This is a genomic window from uncultured Porphyromonas sp. (genome assembly GCF_905372525.1).
In the GTDB taxonomy this organism is placed as follows: domain Bacteria; phylum Bacteroidota; class Bacteroidia; order Bacteroidales; family Porphyromonadaceae; genus Porphyromonas.
Genome location: NZ_CAJPPN010000029.1, coordinates 14,198 through 29,127, shown reverse-complemented (window position 1 = coordinate 29,127; position 14,930 = coordinate 14,198). Strand labels below are relative to the sequence as shown.

14 protein-coding genes are annotated in these 14,930 nt (G+C 50.5%); 13 read left to right on the top strand and 1 reads right to left on the bottom strand.

Annotation, left to right across the window (positions count from 1 at the left end):
- From QZ170_RS06450 to QZ170_RS06405, 10 genes are all read left to right on the top strand, one after another.
- On the top strand, positions 1-232 hold a 232-nt coding region (locus QZ170_RS06450), incomplete at its 5' end, for a hypothetical protein (RefSeq protein ID WP_297178856.1).
- A 97-nt stretch (positions 233-329) separates the two neighbouring features.
- Positions 330-1,175 carry a GLPGLI family protein gene (locus QZ170_RS06445; protein WP_297178854.1) on the top strand — a complete coding sequence of 282 codons (846 nt, stop codon included), beginning with the start codon at positions 330-332 and terminating at the stop codon, positions 1,173-1,175.
- Positions 1,176-1,832: 657 nt separating this feature from the next.
- The gene (locus QZ170_RS06440) at positions 1,833-2,630 is read left to right on the top strand and encodes a GLPGLI family protein (protein ID WP_297178850.1); all 798 of its coding nucleotides are present in this window, start codon (positions 1,833-1,835) and stop codon (positions 2,628-2,630) included.
- Between the two features lie 72 nt (positions 2,631-2,702).
- A complete protein-coding gene (locus tag QZ170_RS06435; RefSeq protein ID WP_297178847.1) occupies positions 2,703-3,518 on the top strand; it encodes a GLPGLI family protein in 816 nt (271 codons plus the stop codon).
- Between the two features lie 134 nt (positions 3,519-3,652).
- Positions 3,653-4,498: a GLPGLI family protein gene (locus QZ170_RS06430; RefSeq protein ID WP_297178844.1), complete on the top strand. Its 846-nt coding sequence runs from the start codon at positions 3,653-3,655 to the stop codon at positions 4,496-4,498.
- 19 nt (positions 4,499-4,517) lie between these two features.
- Entirely contained in the window at positions 4,518-5,345 is an 828-nt protein-coding gene (locus QZ170_RS06425; RefSeq protein WP_297178842.1) for a GLPGLI family protein, read from the top strand.
- A gap of 47 nt (positions 5,346-5,392) precedes the next feature.
- Entirely contained in the window at positions 5,393-6,313 is a 921-nt protein-coding gene (locus tag QZ170_RS06420; protein WP_297178839.1) for a GLPGLI family protein, read from the top strand.
- A gap of 895 nt (positions 6,314-7,208) precedes the next feature.
- The gene (gene metK / locus QZ170_RS06415; protein WP_297178835.1) at positions 7,209-8,501 is read left to right on the top strand and encodes a methionine adenosyltransferase; all 1,293 of its coding nucleotides are present in this window, start codon (positions 7,209-7,211) and stop codon (positions 8,499-8,501) included.
- 229 nt (positions 8,502-8,730) lie between these two features.
- Positions 8,731-9,357: a DUF3575 domain-containing protein gene (locus QZ170_RS06410; protein ID WP_297178832.1), complete on the top strand. Its 627-nt coding sequence runs from the start codon at positions 8,731-8,733 to the stop codon at positions 9,355-9,357.
- 7 nt (positions 9,358-9,364) lie between these two features.
- On the top strand, positions 9,365-11,041 hold the full coding sequence (locus tag QZ170_RS06405; protein WP_297178830.1) for a hypothetical protein: 1,677 nt from the start codon (positions 9,365-9,367) through the stop codon (positions 11,039-11,041).
- Between the two features lie 132 nt (positions 11,042-11,173).
- Here QZ170_RS06405 and dprA read toward each other — a convergent pair whose 3' ends face one another.
- Entirely contained in the window at positions 11,174-12,301 is a 1,128-nt protein-coding gene (gene dprA, locus QZ170_RS06400; protein ID WP_297178827.1) for a DNA-processing protein DprA, read from the bottom strand.
- A 605-nt stretch (positions 12,302-12,906) separates the two neighbouring features.
- Here dprA and pyrB point away from each other — a divergent pair.
- Genes pyrB through QZ170_RS06385 form a run of 3 tightly spaced genes read left to right on the top strand, consistent with a single transcriptional unit; the run spans position 12,907 to position 14,885 of the window.
- Positions 12,907-13,821, top strand: a complete 915-nt coding sequence (gene pyrB / locus QZ170_RS06395; RefSeq protein WP_297178825.1) for an aspartate carbamoyltransferase — start codon at positions 12,907-12,909, stop codon at positions 13,819-13,821.
- A 21-nt stretch (positions 13,822-13,842) separates the two neighbouring features.
- Complete coding sequence (locus QZ170_RS06390; protein WP_297178822.1) at positions 13,843-14,304, top strand: aspartate carbamoyltransferase regulatory subunit; 462 nt, start codon at positions 13,843-13,845, stop codon at positions 14,302-14,304.
- Positions 14,301-14,885 carry a flavin reductase family protein gene (locus QZ170_RS06385; RefSeq protein ID WP_297178819.1) on the top strand — a complete coding sequence of 195 codons (585 nt, stop codon included), beginning with the start codon at positions 14,301-14,303 and terminating at the stop codon, positions 14,883-14,885. The genes QZ170_RS06390 and QZ170_RS06385 overlap by 4 nt, the downstream gene beginning before the upstream one ends.
- Positions 14,886-14,930 lie beyond the last annotated feature (45 nt).

Sequence of the window (14,930 nt, the reverse complement as noted above, 5' to 3'; positions counted from 1 at the left end):
CACTGCCGAACACTACTACAACGATGCTGTGACCAAGGGGAGACACTTCACGCTCGCTGACCTCGGACTATCCTATACATGGAAGAAGGTGCGTCTATCCCTCGACTGGACGAACATCCTAGCCGCTCGTCTCTACAGCACAGCCTCGATCAGCGACCTCACTGCCTCATACAGCTACTATGACATCCGTCCCTCGGCCATCATGCTCAAGGCTCGACTCAAGCTGTTCTAACCTTCTAATCCGAATAGCCCAACGCAATCAAACCGATAGATATCGATCGTAGCCCTCCGACAAAGTGAGGGCTCGGAATACTAAATAGTATAGGATTATGAGACGAATGGTTCTAGCTCTCTACTTGCTCGTGCAAGTAATGACCCTGTCAGCAGGGGCGCCGATCTTTCCTAGCCGCTATGGAGCAATAGCTAAGTGCAAGGTCGTTGATACTGCGATGTATGAGGTTAGCTACAAAATTGTAGCCAAACTATACACCGACCCCAAGTATCGTCATCTGGGATATACGGATGTGCAGACTTTGCTTATCGGTAAGCGGATATCCGCCACCTACAGCAAGGATATTCTAAGACTCCGAGAGATAGCAGATGAAGAGAGAAAGCGAGGGGCCGAGCTCATCACTAACTGCGACGGAATAACCTTCCCTGAAGATATCTTCAAGGGGTATCCTAACTCAATGGAGTTAACGGCATCGTACCGTCTTTTCGCAGGAGCAGGTTATGGCCGATATACCGAGCCTAAGCCCAACTTCGGGTGGGAAATCCTACCCGAGACGAAAAATATCCTTGGATATAAGTGCCAGAAAGCTAAGGGTAAGTTTCGAGGCCGTGAGTATATTGCTTGGTTTAGTTTGGATATACCGCGATCTGATGGGCCGTGGAAATTCTGTGGGCTTCCTGGGCTAATACTAGCCGTCCAAGATACAAAGGAAGAGTTTGTCTTTACCTGTACCGCGATAGAGAATAAGAAGTCTACTCCTATTCGCTACTGGACCTACCCACATATCGAGACGACACGTGATAAGCTGCGACGCATTATTCTACGTATGCATAAGCAACCTATCGTCTTCTGTGAGCAAGCAACGGGGGCGCCAATCTATATAGGAAATACGAATAAAAATCGAGACTTCTCTTTTGAATGGCTATGGCTGGAGGTGGAATAATGAGGTCCATCTGTAGTCGCAACAACAACGAGAGGCAACAGTATATGGAGTACTGGTAAAATCGGCTCAGTCAAGTATCCTCTATGTATAATCAACTTAATCGCATACAACAATGGGTATCACATCAGAAGATGTCAAGCGGTGCCTATCCAATAGTCCACAGCTGACATTCGAGATTACAGATGCCTGTAACCTCAGGTGCGAGTACTTTGGGTATGGGAAGTCCTACTCTGACTACGATGAGCGCAAGTCTACTCGGCTTTCACCTCAGCGGGCAAAAGTTCTTCTGGACTACCTCGGTAGTCTGTGGAGGTCTGAGTTCAATGTATCACATAGCCAGAATGTATGCATTAGCTTCTACGGTGGTGAGCCCCTTATGAATGTCCCCTTTATTAAGGAGGTTATCTCGTATGTAGAGGAGTTTAACTGCCCTAGCCGAAGCTTTACGTTCAATATGACAGCTAACTATCGCCTAGGATCTAGAGTAGGATGCTCCAGAACTGGAGACAACGACTCGGATATGGAGTACAATAGTAACATATCCTTAACCCCTCTATCGCAAGAATCAAAGCAAGCTCTTGAAGTCCGATAACAATCTCTTTGCAGAGCCTACTTTACCTGTTTCATAATATGAAAGGTGTCAACTTTACAACTTGCATGCTTGCTATATATCTTTTCTTTAGTGTAGCGCATGCGCAGTCTCCCTTATCAATCGCTCCATATGCCTTTGAAAACATATTGGATACAGTAGTCTTTCGAGTTGGCTACAGGCTGACATATGTATCAGATATAACAAGGGCTAATAATAAAAACACACAAGAGCTAGAGCTACTTCTTGGTAACCACTATGAGCAATTTAGACTTAATGTCGAGGGGTATGATAACACATACTCGGCACCTAAGGGGAGTGGATTTAATATATCTGGAGATGGACTAGCTGCTTCTGTTTTTATCCTTGATCGCACATCAGGGAGGAGACAAGCATTTATCAAGGGGATAGCTCCATCTGTATTGTCCTACATAGAGACGGCAACTCAGCCTAAATGGGAAATAGGGATCGAAACTCAAAACATTTTAGGCTATACATGCCAGAAAGCCGTAACACAATACTTAGGGAGAAGATATACGGCATGGTTTACGACAGAGATACCAGTCTCTTCTGGTCCATGGAAATTAAGAGGCTTACCAGGGCTAATCCTTAAGGCATGGGACTCAAAACATGAATATGAGTTTGAGGCAACACTCATTGAGAATAAGCCAAAGTCCTCAACAATGATCAAGTCCATCAAAGGTCGATATATAACCACATCAAGAAGGCAGGTGAATGAGACTTTAGGCCGTATTCATAAAGATCTGCTTCAGGCTTATGAGATGATCTTGGGCTTTAGGCCTCAGGTTGTCGGCTCAAATGCCTCTGTAATATCGGTTCCATATAATCCGATAGAACTGGAGTAGAATATATAGGAGCACTATGCTTTACTAACAACACCTCGGTCTGATCTCTCTCACTAAAAAATCGATACTATTATGACCATCAAAAGAATCGCGATTGTAATGTCTGTCCTGCTACTATGCATCGGAAAACTCTCTGCACAGTGGGCGACCTGCTACCAGCCCTTATCGGCTTCAAAAGTTTTGGATACAGCTTCATATGAGGTACTATACCAAGTCCAAATGCGCTGGGGGAAACGAATAATAACAGACACAGTCAGCCTACTCATTGGGAAAAAGTATACCCAGACCTATAACCCCAGATTAAAACGAATGAGGATACAGACAGATAGCTTGTTTAATCTTAACCAAGATGCTCCGAGCGTATATTTCCTCACCTTTCCTGAGGATACCTATTGCGACTTGAAGACGGGACAAATTACAGCAGTCTATCGTAGTTTTGAGCCTGGCCCACCACTGAAATATAAGGAACCTACTCCGAAGTTTAACTGGGTCACATCCGCTAGAGACTCTACTGTACTCACCTACCCTTGCACAGAAGCACGAATGAGTTTCAGGGGGCGAGACTATAGAGCACTCTTTACAATGAATGTTCCACTCCCAGTCGGACCGTGGAAGTTTGGAGGGCTTCCAGGATTAATCCTAAAAATAGAGGATGCAAAGCAAGATTACATCTTCAGAGCTATAGGTATCAGATCGGTCAAAGAAGGTATACATCTATGGGACTGGAAGTATCAAGAGAATAATCGAAAGGATATACGCAAGTATGTAGAGAGAATGCACAAGAAACCCAAAACATACATGCGCATAGTTACCAACGGGATGGTGATGTTTCGAGATGGAGATGAAGATACCGTTTCTTTCCCCTACAATCCTATTGAGCTAGAATAAATCTTCTTTCTCTCGGGTCTTATGCTGCAATATACGGCATGACTAACGTGACGAATCCATTACGGATAGATGCAAAAGACCATATTTACCTTTCCACATAATCCTAAGTAACCACCCTATTAACATCAAGAGCAATGAAACTCATAAGAACCCTAATGCTATGCTTATCTGTGCAAGGGCTATCCCTATCCGCACAGATGTACATATTCCCCACAGCATACGGTCCATCGGACAAGTACCAGGTGGTAGACACGGCTAGGTATGAGATCACCTATCAGATCAATGCCAAGCTCAACCCTAATCCCAAATATAGCTTCGTTGCCTACGAGGATGTGCTGACTCTGCTTATTGGCAAAAATGTCTCAGCTACTTATAGTCAAGACATCCTGAAGGCACGAGAGGTAGCTGATGAAGAACTGAGGAAAGGGGCTCAATCGGTCGAAGGGTTCTATGATATTACGTTCCCAGAGGACGTCTTTAAGGGCTACCCCAGAGCAGGAGAACTGACAACCTCCTATCGTCTATTTCTTAGTGCAGGCTATGGTCAATATACAGAGGTATTGCCAAACTTTAAGTGGCAGATCCAATCTGAGAGCAAGGAGATACTAGGATATAAGTGTCAGAAGGCACAAGGTGTGTTCCGTGGTCGGAAGTATATCGCTTGGTTTGCCCCGAGCATTCCTATCTCCGATGGGCCGTGGAAGTTCTGTGGTCTACCTGGGCTGATTCTTGCCGTGGAGGATACGGACAAGTACTTTGTCTTCACCTGTATTGACATCAAGAATAACCAATCCCAGCCCATTCGTTTCTGGACCTACCCACATATCAAGAGTACTCGCGAAAAGCTACGAACAATCATCCAACGCATGCATAAGCAACCTATCCTCTTTTGTGAGCAAGCGCTCAAGGAGAGAGTGAACGTTGGGGATAACAAGAACCGAGACTTCTCTTTTCTCTGGCTCTGGCTGGAGGTGGAGTAACCCTCTAAGATTATCTCAGATGAAGCCAGTATTATTCTATCTGTCCTTGCTTAGCCTCTGCCTCACGTCCATGGCGCAGAGCCCTATCGGCAATATATTCCCTTTTGACGTTAGGGAGTACACTGTCCTAGATACAGCAAGCTATCGCATCGACTACAAAACCACCTGCATCCTAGATCCCAAGAATGGAGAAAAGGTTACTAATGATATGTACCTGCTCATCGGGCGAAAGATGTCGAAATTCGGGCACTCTTCAGTTCTTGACGACGAGAAGGAAATCATAGAAATACACAACCGAGGGGTAGGATGTGGTATAGATGCTCGAGGATTAGCAGGTATAGAGGTCTACAAGTATCTAAACGGTACTAAGCCCTATAGTGAACTTACTGTTAGGCTGTTCGTCTACTCAGCCGTAAATACCTTCATCTATCAAGATGAGCTACACCCCCAATCTTGGATACTGACCAGCGAACATAAGGAGATACTTGGCTATTCCTGTCAGAAGGCAACCACAACCTTCAGAGGTCGTAGCTATACAGCCTGGGTAGCTACAGCTATTCCCATCTCTAATGGCCCGTGGCTATTGGGTGGTGCACCAGGGCTTATCTTGGAGGCTTATGACACCGAGAGGGAGTATGTCTTTGAGGCTACGGGCATCTCACGCCCTCAAAAAGTACTGCCCATCGTTAAGTATAAAGAGGAGTACAAAAGAACGGAGAGGCGCAAAGTCCGGGAACTGTGTAAGCGTATGCATGCCGATCTCGCACGAACACTTAAGGCATCTTTCCCTCGGGCTAGATTCCATGGAGTATCTACCTTCTACTATAATCCTATAGAATTAGAGTAACTGAGGGGCTTACGCATAAGCTCCCTCACCCTAAGGATAAAGGCACTATGAAACGACAAGTATCCATTGACATGCTACTCGTGAGAATCGCAGAGGGCTATCCTCTTGCTGAGCGTCGGTATATCACGCGAGTACTATTATCCCTCCTGTTAGTTGCTGGGAACATCGGGCTCTTCAACTTACAGGCGCAGCAGCCTGCAATACCGATCATACTGCAGGCTGGGAAGAACCTAGGGAAGTCGGAGTACTTCGTGGACTATATCTACAAGTACAAGCCTACCCCTCAGGGTAAAGACTTCAACGAAGACATCATCCGACTAGAGCTAGGGACGTCCATCGTCAAGTCCTACAGCTACCGACTGTGGCTGGCTGACTCAGCTCTTACCCATGCAGCCAATAAATCCGCCCCGTTGAGAATACCAGATGGGGGTCTGTCTCCATTCTGGTACTATCGAGATCTTACGAGTGGCCGTACTCAGGTATGGTACAGAACACCTCTAGCAGGGCCTATCCTAAGATATATGGATACACCAACCTTTACATGGTCCATCACGGGACAAAAGAAGACCATATCAGGCTATGAGACCCAGCTAGCGACCTGCCTCTTCCGAGGGCGTAGCTATGAGGCTTGGTTTACTCCTAGTATCCCGATATCTGCGGGACCGAACCTCTTCGGTGGGCTACCGGGGCTGATCCTCGAGCTACGCAGTACGGATGGAGAGCACTACTTCACGCTCGATGCCCTACAGAAGAGGAGCGCTGATATCGTAGAGTGGAAGATTCGCCTTGTGAAGGAGGTTAGTCGTCCACAATTCCGGGACTATTGCCAGCGACTACACAAGCATCCAATGCAGACCTTTAAAAGCAACGGTCAAAAGGTATATCCGCGGAATAGACAAGGTGACTTCTTGACCGAAGTGGAAGCAATGAAATGGCAAATCCCCTACAATCCTATTGAACTGGAGTAGCTAACTCCCACATCTAGGCATTGGGAAGGGGGCATCCCCCCAAGGCTCTGAAGGATTTCGCCCCACATCTCACATACTAGCGCAGAGGGCTGAATGAAGGTAATCCATTCAGCCCTCTGTGCTAGAGATGCCTCAGCTACTAAACTAGACACGACTGCTCTATCACGATAAGATAGCGACTTAGCTGGGAGCCCATATATCCTAGATGTAGAAGGATGATCCTTTGCGTGACCTTACTTGCCTTTAACACACCCTTATAGCTTAGCTACTGGCAGGGCTGACGCATGAAATCACTATAGTGCGAGGGCAAGGTCGTGGGGGAGCATACGCTGAAGATAGAAGTATCTATGTCCTAGTATAGATATGCCACGCGAATACCTCCTACCTAGGAGGGATGAGTATACACGTGTGTACACAACTGTATACCCACGTGTACACTACTGTATACACGCGTGTACACTACCTCGCTCTAAGTATGTCCTCTGTAGGGCTTGCTTGCATGTCTGTTTCTGGGGGATAATGCCTAGGATCTCTAGGGATGGGCTAAGGGTCTCTAGGATATGCAACGATACCCCGAAGATCCAAAGGCTGGAGTATGCGAGAGAGATCATGCGCCAGTCCTGAAGGTACAGAGTCCTCAGCTTGGTATACGAGTAAACTTTCGTATCTTTGTAGCCGTAAATAATACCTCTACGTGGATAGATTTGAGATGCTTGCAACCACGCGAAAAAATGCTAAACCCGTCACTCCCCTACTGTGACGAGCTCCCCAAGGCTCCTTTACGGACATGGGTCGAGCACTACAGCATTAGTCCGCCTCGGTTGCTAACCATAAGCAGTCGAGGCTTTTCATGTTAGGGGAGATCAACTAACCTAGTTATAGTAAGAATAGATATATGAGTTATCTCTTTACCTCTGAGTCCGTCTCAGAGGGACACCCAGACAAGGTAGCCGATCAGATATCGGATGCTATCCTTGACCACTTCATGGCACTTGACCCTCAGTCCAAGGTGGCCTGTGAGACCCTAGTCACTACGGGACAAGTCATCCTAGCTGGCGAAGTCAAGAGCGATGCCTATGTAGAGCTACAGGACATCGCACGTGGAGTCATCCGCAAGATAGGCTACAACAAGAGCTCCTACTGCTTCGATGCCGATAGCTGCGGGGTACTCTCTGCCATCCACGGACAGAGTGCAGACATCAATCGTGGTGTAGAGCGCACCGCACCCGAGGAACAGGGGGCGGGTGACCAAGGGATCATGTTTGGCTATGCCTGCCGTGAGACCCCATCCCTGATGCCTCTACCCATAGATCTCTCTCACGCCCTGCTTGGGGAGCTAGCTTATATCCGTAAGGAGGAGCTACACCTGATGCCCTACCTACGTCCCGATGCTAAGAGTCAGGTCACTGTCGAGTACAGCCACGAGGGTAAGCCCCTGCGTGTCACTACGATCGTCATCAGCACGCAGCACGATGACTTTATCAGCCCAAGCGACGCCTCCGACAAGGCTCAGGAGCAGGCAGACCGAGCTATGCAAGAGCGTATCACAGAGGATCTACGTACGATCCTACTCCCCCGTGTCTTCGCACGATACCCAGAGGATATGCAGGGACTCTTTAGTGGAGATATTAAGCTCCTAGTCAATCCCACAGGTAAGTTCGTCATCGGTGGTCCGCATGGCGATACCGGGCTCACGGGTCGTAAGATCATCGTAGATACCTATGGGGGGAAGGCTGCTCATGGTGGTGGTGCCTTCTCAGGCAAGGATCCTTCTAAGGTAGACCGATCAGCGGCCTATGCAGCTCGGCATATCGCTAAGAACCTCGTAGCTGCAGGGCTAGCAGACGAAGTGCTCGTACAGCTGGCCTACGCTATCGGTGTCGCAGAGCCTATCAGCATCCTCGTAGAGACCAAGGGTACAGCACATGTCGCCCTCTCCGATGAGGAGATAGCCGAGGTCGTGAGGAAGGTCTTCGACCTACGTCCCTACATGATCGAGCAGCGTCTCAAGCTCCGAGCCCCGATCTATCAGGAGACAGCCAGCTATGGACACTTCGGTCGCACACCTCGTACTACCAAGAAGTCCTTCGCCCTTGGGGGGCGGGGCTGTATAGAGCTGGAGGTCGAGCTCTTCACCTGGGAGAAGCTCGACTACGTCGAAGAGCTTCGTCGAGCCTTTTCCCTCTAGTCTCGACAAGTCACCTCGCTACCTGCGGTAGTGCTATATCCCCACCGTAGAGTTCTCCCCAGAGGACTCTGCGGTGGGGACTTTTCTTGCGCTTAAGAGACGGAACAAGTGACACATATCTTTACACAACAACGTGTTATATAACATACTTTTCGTATATTTGCAAGCTCAATGAGGTTAGCCGATGAGGTCAGCATCATTGTTTTAATAGTCTAAAAGTTATCTATAGATGAAGAGACGTTTATTCCTATGTGCTATACTTGCCTCACTCTGTGTAGGGACCAGGACTTGGGCACAGAACTTCAGTGTCAGTACAAATATCCCCTCTTTACTTACGGGGAACTTCAATATCGAGCCTTCTATCGGGCTCAACTACAACCTCTCGCTACAGCTTTCCCTCCAAGCCAAGCCTTTCAAGTACAACCTCCCCTTGCCGACGGGCCTGATCCATTCAGCTTACGGGAAGGTACAACTAGCTCCGACAGATCGTCTCTCGTGGAGTAAAGTAGCTCACACGGAGAATATCACCTTCACTCCAAGCCTACGTTACTGGGGGAAGGGAACCTATAACCAAGGGGCTTTCTTTGGTCTGCATGGTATCGTTTCCCTCTATAAGTACGGATCCGACAAGTATGATCCCAACTATTCCAAGGGGATCCTCTACGGAGCAGGCTGCTCGGCAGGGTATTCGTGGGTCCTCACTCCTCACTGGAACCTCGAGGCTGAGTTCGGAGCCTCCCTCGTCTACACAAAGTATGATCTGGTAAATACTCAGGATATCGTCCTACAGCAGGGTAAGACACGTATCCTGGCTCTACCTACGCGCGTCTCTCTCAGTATCGTCTACGTGATCTAGCCCAGATATGAAGCAATCGACATCCAGCCTACAGCGTGTAGTGGCCCTCGTAGGGCTAGCAACACTCGTCTCTTGTAGCCAGCCAATGACCCAGAGGCTCTTCTTCCAGTCTCATCGCCCCCAAGTCCTACTACCTACGGAGAAGGAGGAGCAGGCAGGTCGTACGGGTCAGCTCTCCGAGATCGTCTCCTACCAGCAGAAGGTCGATACCCTCCGCCGACAGAAGAAGGACGAGGCCTCAGCTACCAAGGAGGACGGACTCAAGACCTTTGCGCTCGACGAGGTCACCATCACCGCAGAACGACCACGGGTGAAGGTATCTACTCTACGCAAGGGAAAGGTAAACCTCACCTTCCTCATCAAGGTCCCTAGGAGCTTCATGGACGCACGCTATCAGATGGTACTCACACCTACGGTGATGAGTGGCGATACGACCTTCGCTCTACCACCTGTCGTACTCAAGGGGAAGGAATTCGCCAAGGTCCAGGAGAAGGAGCTCAAGGCCTTTGGCATCTTCAGACAGGGGCTCATCGACTCAAGCAAGTACGATAGCGTATTCTTTGATCAGAAGCGGTTCCGCTCCGTCATGAAAGGGCTTCAGGGAGACTACTTCGACTCCTACAAGAGGCAACTGAGTCTCCTACTCAGCTACGAGAACTGGCGGAGGAAGGTGGAGACTCGATACCTGCTCCACAATGCTCGCATGCGTGGGAACTATGATGCAGCCTACCATGACCGGGCGCTGAATATGCTCCGTAAGTCCTACCTCCAGGATCTCTCTGGACGAGATAGTACAGGCTTCGGGCGACGCTTTGACTCACTCTACACCGCAGAGCGCCGAGAGTCCTACCTGGCTCGCACAGAGCGTAGGCTCACGGAGCGCAACATACCACAGGCCTACCGAGACCTATTCAGACGTGGTCTAACCCTAGATTCGCTAGAGAACAAGTCTCTCACCGAGCACGACTCTCTGAAGATCTCGCGCCACACCTATGACTTCCGAGCTATTGCGCGCAATGAGACGAAGCGACAGAACGAGGATACCTACCGTCGTCTCCTCGTGAGCTTTCCCCTCATCGATAGCACTCATCTGGATCAGGAGATCACCCCTAGCCAGGACTTTGTCTATCTCTACAGCCGAGACATAGAGGTGACACCACAGATCCAGAAGAAGATCCGGGTCGCTGTAGACACTCGAGTCACCGCACTAGACAAGAGTACATGGTCACAGCGAGGGCTGGATACCCTGAGCTTCGTCATCTCGGGGATCAATGACCTCGTTGATGCCTCGCTCATCGAGCGCTGGAGTGACAAGGTAGAGTCCGCCGAGGAGTACAAGCTGGGGCTAGAGCGTATGGCAGCCCGTGACTACCATGGCGCGCTGGAGATCTTCCGCAAGTATCCTGACTACAATGCTGCAGTAGCCTTCGCAGGGCTCGGAGACGATGAGCGCGCTCTGATCGTCCTCAACCAGCTCAACCCAACGGGTAAGGTAGAGTATCTCAAGGCGCTCTGCTATGCCCGACAAGCAAACCTAGCGAAGGCCAAGGATGCCCTGAGGGAGGCTGTCAAGCAGGAGAGCTTCCTAGCGTTCAAGGCCGAGACAGAGGCTGCCTTTGCAGAGATCCTCGCAGACAAGTCCTTCCACAAGCAACTCTTAGAGCAGGGAGAAGAGCTCGAATAGCCCCACCCCGCTATCCCATCACATAGATATAAGTAGAGCCAGGCATATGAGGATGCCTGGCTCTACTTATATCTATATGCTTCGTATCTATGTGGAGGGCGAGAGCGTGACGTCTACCACATGCTCTATCCTCTAGGCGATACGATAGGCTCCACCTGGCTGAGCCTCGATAAGACCCTCTAGCTCTAGTTCAAAGAGCTGGTCACTCATCGCAGCTACCGTCGTCGTGAGCCTCCGTGCGAGCTCATCGAGGGTCATCGTCCCCTGCTCGTCTAGGAGTCGTAGGATAGGATGACTGTAGGAGGCTGACGCTCTATGGGCTAGGGCTGGGCTGGGCTCTTTACGGGGACTACTCTCTTCCCTACTCCACCCTAGCTCCGTGATGAGCTCATCGATATCATAGAGCAGGTGAGCCCGACTCTCCTCTATGAGCTGGTGGCACCCAAGGCTCATCGAATCTCCCACACGTCCAGGCACGGCGAAGACTTCCCGGTCATAGTCCAGAGCGAGATGTGCTGTAGAGAGTGCTCCACTCTTTCCCCCAGCCTCGACTACTATCGTGCCCTTGGTGAGCCCCGCTATGATCCTATTACGAGCGAGGAAGCTCGAGGGGTGTGCCTTCACCCCAGGGGCATATTCGCTGACCCAAGCTCCCCGCTCTAGCATCTGCTGTGCCTCCCTCCGGTGGGCAGCAGGGTAGACCATATCTAGGCCGTGAGCTAGGACGGCTATCGTGGAGATACCAGCCTCTAGGGCTGAGCGGTGCGCCTGGATATCTATCCCATAGGCTAGACCACTAGTGATCAGTAGGGAGGGGATACGCTGCGCCAGCTCTGGGATGAGGTAGGAGACAGTCGTTCGCCCATAGCTGGTCGCATTCCTCGTACCGACGATACTCAGACCTCGCAGATGCTCCCAGCTCTGTAGTGACCCACGGACATAGAGGATGATGGGCGCATCTGGACACTGATAGAGCAGCTCTGGGTAGTCGTCATCGAGATAGAAGTGTGGGACGATATGCTCTCGCTCGCAGGCCTCTAGTATCCGATCAGCCTCGGCTAGGAGTGCTGTGCTACTGAGCTGCTGAAGGATGCTCTCCGAGAGACGGGGGAGGTGGAGACGAAGCTGCTGGGGGTGGAGCAAGGCATCCTCCAGACTCTCTATATGATTGAGAAAGTATCGTGTACCCTTAGCTCCCATACCCTTGACTAGGGAGAGAGCAACCTTGTATCTCATCGGGGTATCCTCTGTAGGGTTCATGAATATAATATGTGCGTCATAGTTGTAGAGGCAAAGATACGAAACCTCTCTATACCATCAAGTCAGATTCAATGCCCTAGACGAGCTCGCCGTCTTGGATGCAATGCTCGGGACAGAGGGTACTGAGGCTGATACACGAGCTCTATGGCTATCGAGGACAAAGTAGTCAAGGAGGAGGAAGCCGATATGCATGGACTCGAGGTAGGGACGTCTCTACTCTAGGGGGAGACTTACCAAGCATCACCCTACTATTTAGGAGGGAAGAGTGTACACGTGTGTACACTATAGTATACTCACGCATACACCACAGTGTACCCACGTGTACACTGCCTAGCTCTAAGTAGGAGCCCTATAGAGCTCTCTCGCAGGTATGTATTGCAGGGATAGCGTTCAGGCTCTCCAGAGATACGGACAAGGCTCCCTCAGCTACACATCCCCCTAAAAGCTTCCCTGAGAGCTCGAGTATAGGGTATACTAAAAGGGGGATACGCCCGCCCTACCCTTTAGGTCAGAGAATATAAGATCTACTAGGGCTATTCTCATTATCTTTGTACGGGCAAAGCCCTCTGTGCTCGGCCTATCGGATCATCATACTTGATAAGGATATGAAGCATTTAGTATCGATTAACCAGCTCTCCGCCGAGGACATCATCCGTCTGCTCGATCGTGCAGAGCTCTTCGAGCAGAACCCCAATCGTAGGCTACTAGAGGGACGTGTCATCGCGACACTCTTCTTTGAGCCCTCGACACGTACCCGCCTGAGCTTCGAGACTGCAGTGAACAGGCTCGGTGGACGTGTCATAGGCTTCTCTGACGCTACTACCTCTAGCTCGTCCAAGGGTGAGTCACTCAAGGATACCATCTCTATGGTGGCCAACTATGCCGATGCGATCGTCATGCGCCACTACCTAGAGGGTGCGGCCCTCTATGCCTCAGAGCTCGATCGAGCCCCGATCGTCAATGCTGGGGACGGAGCGAACCAGCACCCCTCACAGACCCTACTCGACCTCTACTCGATACGCAAGACGCAGGGATCGCTGGAGGGGAAGACCATCGCTCTGGTCGGAGACCTCAAGTATGGACGCACGGTACACTCCCTGATCGTGGGACTATCTCACTTTCATCCCAGCTTCATCTTCGTTTCTCCTCCGGAGCTAAGGATGCCCGAGGAGTACAAGGACTTCTGTCGTCAGCACGAGATCCCATTTGTAGAGACGACAGACTTCTCTAGTGAGGTGATCCAGAGCGTAGACATACTCTATATGACTAGGGTACAACGGGAGCGTTTCATCGATCTCGAGGAATATGAGCGTGTGAAGAACGTCTATATCCTCACTCGTGAGATGCTCTCAGGCTGTAGGGACAACCTACGTGTACTCCATCCCCTACCACGTGTCGGGGAGATAGCTCAGGACGTAGATGACACCCCTCAAGCCTACTACGTCCAGCAGGCTCAGAATGGACTATATGCCCGCCAGTCCATCCTCTGCGAGGTACTAGGTATAGAGGTGGTGCAATGACCGAAGATAAGCAACCAAACGATGAACAAAGAGAAAATGCTCGTCGAAGCAATACGTGACGGGAGCGTGCTGGATCACATCCCCTCAGATCGACTCTTCCAGATCGTCAGCCTCCTACACCTGGAGGAACTAACGACACCGATCACGATCGGGAACAACCTACAGAGCACACGCCACGAGCGTAAGGGGATCATTAAGCTCGCAGACCACTTCTTCTCCCCCGAGGAGATCGATAAGATCGCCCTCCTTGCCCCTGAAGTACACATCAACGTCATCCGAGACTACAAGGTCATCGAGAAGCGCCAGGTCAGCCTGCCGATAGAGGTGCGGGGCTTCGTCCGCTGTCCCAACCCTAAGTGCATCACTTCGGCAGAGCCAGTGACTACCTACTTCCATGTTTCGAGAGCAGCTGATGGCCGAGGTGTACTAGAGTGCCACTACTGTGGCCGTAAGACTAGAGCTGAGGAGGCTGAGCTACTATGAGGATAGACTGGAAGCCAGGGACACTAATCTATCCCCTACCCGCTGTCCTGATCAGCTGTGGCACGATGGAGGATGGAGAGGCCAATCTCCTCACCGCCTCCTGGGTCAGCACCATCTGCACGAACCCTCCGATGTGTGTCGTAGGGATACGTCCTGAGCGTCATTCGCATGGGATCATCAGGGAGCAGGGAGCCTTTGGTATCAATCTTACCACGGTCTCTATGGCTAAGGAGACGGACTGGTGTGGAGTCGTATCGGGACGAAAGGAGGATAAGTTCGCCACCTGTGGCTTTACTAAGGAGCCTGGGAGTAAGCTCGGGGTACCACTCATCGAGGAGTCTCCGATCAGCCTAGAGTGCCAGATACGAGAGATAAAGAGCCTTGGAAGTCACGATATGTTCCTCGCCGATATCGTCGGGGTACGTGCCGATGAGGCCTATATCGACCCAGAGACAGGAGCCTTCGACATGCAGCGTGCAGAGCTACTCGTCTACGCACATGGGGGATACTTCGGTCTCGGAGACTACATCGGGCACTTCGGATGGTCGGTGCGTAAGAAGGATAAGACCAAACGTCGTTAGACTCACCATACCCCAGCGTCAGAGAGCCCTCTACCTCACCGAGGT

Bases quoted from the DNA above. Each gene is read 5' to 3' on its own strand.
- QZ170_RS06390 (WP_297178822.1), top strand. From the start codon at position 13,843: ATGAACAAAGAGAAAATGCTCGTCGAAGCAATACGTGACGGGAGCGTG.
- QZ170_RS06420 (WP_297178839.1), top strand. From the start codon at position 5,393: ATGAAACGACAAGTATCCATTGACATGCTACTCGTGAGAATCGCAGAG.
- QZ170_RS06385 (WP_297178819.1), top strand. From the start codon at position 14,301: ATGAGGATAGACTGGAAGCCAGGGACACTAATCTATCCCCTACCCGCT.
- QZ170_RS06405 (WP_297178830.1), top strand. From the start codon at position 9,365: ATGAAGCAATCGACATCCAGCCTACAGCGTGTAGTGGCCCTCGTAGGG.
- QZ170_RS06425 (WP_297178842.1), top strand. From the start codon at position 4,518: ATGAAGCCAGTATTATTCTATCTGTCCTTGCTTAGCCTCTGCCTCACG.
- pyrB (WP_297178825.1), top strand. From the start codon at position 12,907: ATGAAGCATTTAGTATCGATTAACCAGCTCTCCGCCGAGGACATCATC.
- QZ170_RS06435 (WP_297178847.1), top strand. From the start codon at position 2,703: ATGACCATCAAAAGAATCGCGATTGTAATGTCTGTCCTGCTACTATGC.
- metK (WP_297178835.1), top strand. From the start codon at position 7,209: ATGAGTTATCTCTTTACCTCTGAGTCCGTCTCAGAGGGACACCCAGAC.
- dprA (WP_297178827.1), bottom strand. From the start codon at position 12,301: ATGAACCCTACAGAGGATACCCCGATGAGATACAAGGTTGCTCTCTCC.
- QZ170_RS06410 (WP_297178832.1), top strand. From the start codon at position 8,731: ATGAAGAGACGTTTATTCCTATGTGCTATACTTGCCTCACTCTGTGTA.
- QZ170_RS06430 (WP_297178844.1), top strand. From the start codon at position 3,653: ATGAAACTCATAAGAACCCTAATGCTATGCTTATCTGTGCAAGGGCTA.
- QZ170_RS06445 (WP_297178854.1), top strand. From the start codon at position 330: ATGAGACGAATGGTTCTAGCTCTCTACTTGCTCGTGCAAGTAATGACC.
- QZ170_RS06440 (WP_297178850.1), top strand. From the start codon at position 1,833: ATGCTTGCTATATATCTTTTCTTTAGTGTAGCGCATGCGCAGTCTCCC.